The sequence below is a fragment of the Corallococcus carmarthensis genome (assembly GCF_003611695.1).
GTDB lineage: Bacteria > Myxococcota > Myxococcia > Myxococcales > Myxococcaceae > Corallococcus > Corallococcus carmarthensis.
On record NZ_RAWE01000420.1, the window covers coordinates 1 to 2,786 of the forward strand.

The 2,786-nt window shown below is 70.3% G+C and carries 2 protein-coding genes; both read right to left on the reverse strand.

What is annotated here, in order from left to right:
- Positions 1-87: 87 nt before the first annotated feature.
- Positions 88-1,428: a hypothetical protein gene (locus D7X32_RS43990; RefSeq protein WP_147450522.1), complete on the reverse strand. Its 1,341-nt coding sequence runs from the start codon at positions 1,426-1,428 to the stop codon at positions 88-90.
- Between the two features lie 32 nt (positions 1,429-1,460).
- Complete coding sequence (locus D7X32_RS43995; protein WP_120608427.1) at positions 1,461-2,372, reverse strand: hypothetical protein; 912 nt, start codon at positions 2,370-2,372, stop codon at positions 1,461-1,463.
- Positions 2,373-2,786 lie beyond the last annotated feature (414 nt).

Below are 2,786 nucleotides of genomic sequence, written 5' to 3' on the forward strand. Positions count from 1 at the left end.
TCACCCCGCCGCCCTGAACCTCCCCGCCTGCCCTCCATGGGAGGGTCCGGTGGGCCCGTCCCTCCCATGGAGGGCAGGCGGGGAGGGTCAGGGCGGCGGGGTGAAGAGGCTCCGGTACACGGCCCAGGTCGTCCGGTCTCCCGGGAGCTTCCCCTGCCAGTAGCGCAGCATCAGGAAGCCCTGGAGCAGGACGAGGAGCACGAGCACTCCGGCCGCGATGCGGCGGGACGCGGGCCGGCGCAGCGTGGCGAGGAAGCCGGCGAGTCCGGGGGCGAAGAGCGCGCTCGCTTCCGTATAGGCGCGGTGACCGAAGCTGCGGCCATAGGGCCAGTGCCACCACGCGGACACCAGATACGTGTGGAGGAGGAAGAAGAGGAGCAGGGGCAGCAGGTAGGGCCGCAGCCGCTCGCGGTCGCGCACGAACCCCACCGCCGCGAACAGCCACACCGGCGCCCAGAAGAAGAGGCCCTTTCGGATGCTGAAGAGGACGGCCAGCACCCTGGGCCGGTCGAACTGGAAGCCGAAGCCCTTGTACGAGTACACGAGCCAGTGGCCGGTGGCGTAGTGCCAGAAGCCGAGGAGCACCGACAGCACCGCGCCGAAGGCGAGCAGGACGCACGCGAGGCTCCGGAGGTGCGCGCGCAGGAAGGCGAGCCGCGCGCGCTGGGTCGCCGCGTCGTGGACGCCATACAGCGGGATGAAGAGCAACACGATGGCGTTGGGGTTGCGCACCAGCACGATGAGCCCGGCGACGAGCCCCAGCAGCAGCGAACGGCCCACGCCAGGGGCCTGGTACCAGCGGGGCACGAGCCACAGCAGCGCCGCGAAGAGCGCGAACGAATAGGCGTGGCTGAAGCAGGCGTCCGCGGTGCCGTAGTGGAACAGGTTGGTGGCGAAGGTGACGGCGGTCAGCGTCGCCAGCACCACGGGAGGGGGATGGAGGGACTCCAGCACCCGGGCCAGGAGCGCCAGTCCGATGACGAGCGCGAGCAGGCCATTGAGCGCCACCGCGACCTGATAGGGCGTGGAGAAGCCGTCCCGGGGCGCGCCCACGAGGCCCGCGCTGGCGTGCGCGAGGAAGAACGCGGGCAGCGTCAGCAGGGCCTGTCCCGGCGGGAAGCGGTTGAGGTAGCGGTGCGTGCCTTCATCCAGCGTGAGGCCCACGTTGGGGTCCCAGTCCTCGCCCCAGCTGGCCACCTCGCGGTGGAAGGTGGGGTCGTGCTGGATGAAGAGGGCGGGCAGGTAGACGTAGTGGCCGTAGCCGTCCGACTGGATGAACGGCAGGTCCTTGTCCGCCCGCTGGAAGGAGAAGAGGACCAGGCCCAGGAGCCCGAGCACCCCCACCACCGGCGCGAACAGCCTCACCGCGCGGTGCATCCACGCCGTCGTGGGGGGAGTAGCGGCGAGGGGCGGCGAGGCGGGCGTCATGGCGGCGGCCCGGACTCTACCGCGAGGTGCCTTCAGCGCGCCGGAGCCTGAGCCCCCGGACGGCCGATGGAGATGCGTCCCTGCTCCGGCGGCTTCGGGCGGAAGTCATCCCGGGGGCCGAACTGGAACCGCACGGGGGCGCCCTGGGCATCCACCTGGAAGTAGATGGCGCCCGGGCCCACGCCGCCGCAGGTGGGCGTCTGGCCGGGCTGGTACGTGCGCGGGTCGTAGTCCTTCGCCCCCGGCCCGCAGCCCGCGTAGCTGCGCACGGCCTTCAGCGGCAGCACGGACGCGCCCTCCGCCGCGTGGTGCTTGAGGTCCGACGCGTCGAGCACCGGCACCGCGAAGACCGCGGGCGTGCCGTTGCTCGCGGGCGATACCTGCTTCGCGGTGCCCATCACCAGGAGGATGTGGCCGGTATCCTTGTCGAGGCCCTGGGTGCTCTTGCGCTCCTGGAGGCGTCCGGCGTCGCACCAGTCCCCCAGGCACCACGCGATGATGTCCCCGGGCCGCACCTGCCGCAGGTCCGTCACCGCGGTGAACGGCGCACCGGGGGCCGGTGACGCGCCCAGGGTGTGGAACCAGGCCTCCCAGACGAACGCGCGGGGCCAGTTCCACTTCGTTTCACGCGGGAACCGCTCCTTCTTGAACTTCATCACCGCCGCGTACCGCGAGGGCAGCGTCTTGCTCGCGAGGTAGCTCACCCAGCCCGAGCAGTCCGTGTACGCCGTCCAACCGCCGTCCTGCTGCTGGATGAGCGGCTGGCCATCCGGCGCCTGCGTGTACGCGTAGCTCGTCTGGGTGAGCCCGTTGTTGATGGCCTGCGCGGTTTCCAGCAAGGGCCTCACCCCCGGAGGCAGCTCCGAGGGCGAGGCGGCCTGCGCGAAGACGCCCACGCCAAGAAGGCAGAGGGCCGTGAGCGGCTTCGGGAGGCGGATGGGCATGACTCCTGATGTTGCCAACGGCCTGATTCGGACGTCGCGATGGGGTGAGTCGACGGATTCATGCTGCTGCTGATGATGCGGTCGCGGAAGGGGCATGCGCAGAGGATTGGGCTGTAAAGCACGCATCGCTTGAACTCCTGCTTTGCGCTGTTTGTGTGCTGGCGCCGCTTGAGGATGTGCGCCGACCGCATGAGCCATATGCGCAAGTTGAAGCGTAAGCGTTCACGGGGTGGTGCTCGCCTGAGGGGGCGGTGAGGCAGCGAACGGTGGGCCTCACCACGCTCGACGTGGGCCGGGGGCGGATTAGAAATAATGGGGCGTGGCCACGCCCGACCCAAGAGATGCGCGTATCGCGGAGCTGGAGCGACTGCTGAGCGCTGCGCTCGCGCGAATCGAGCAGCAGGAGGCTCGCAT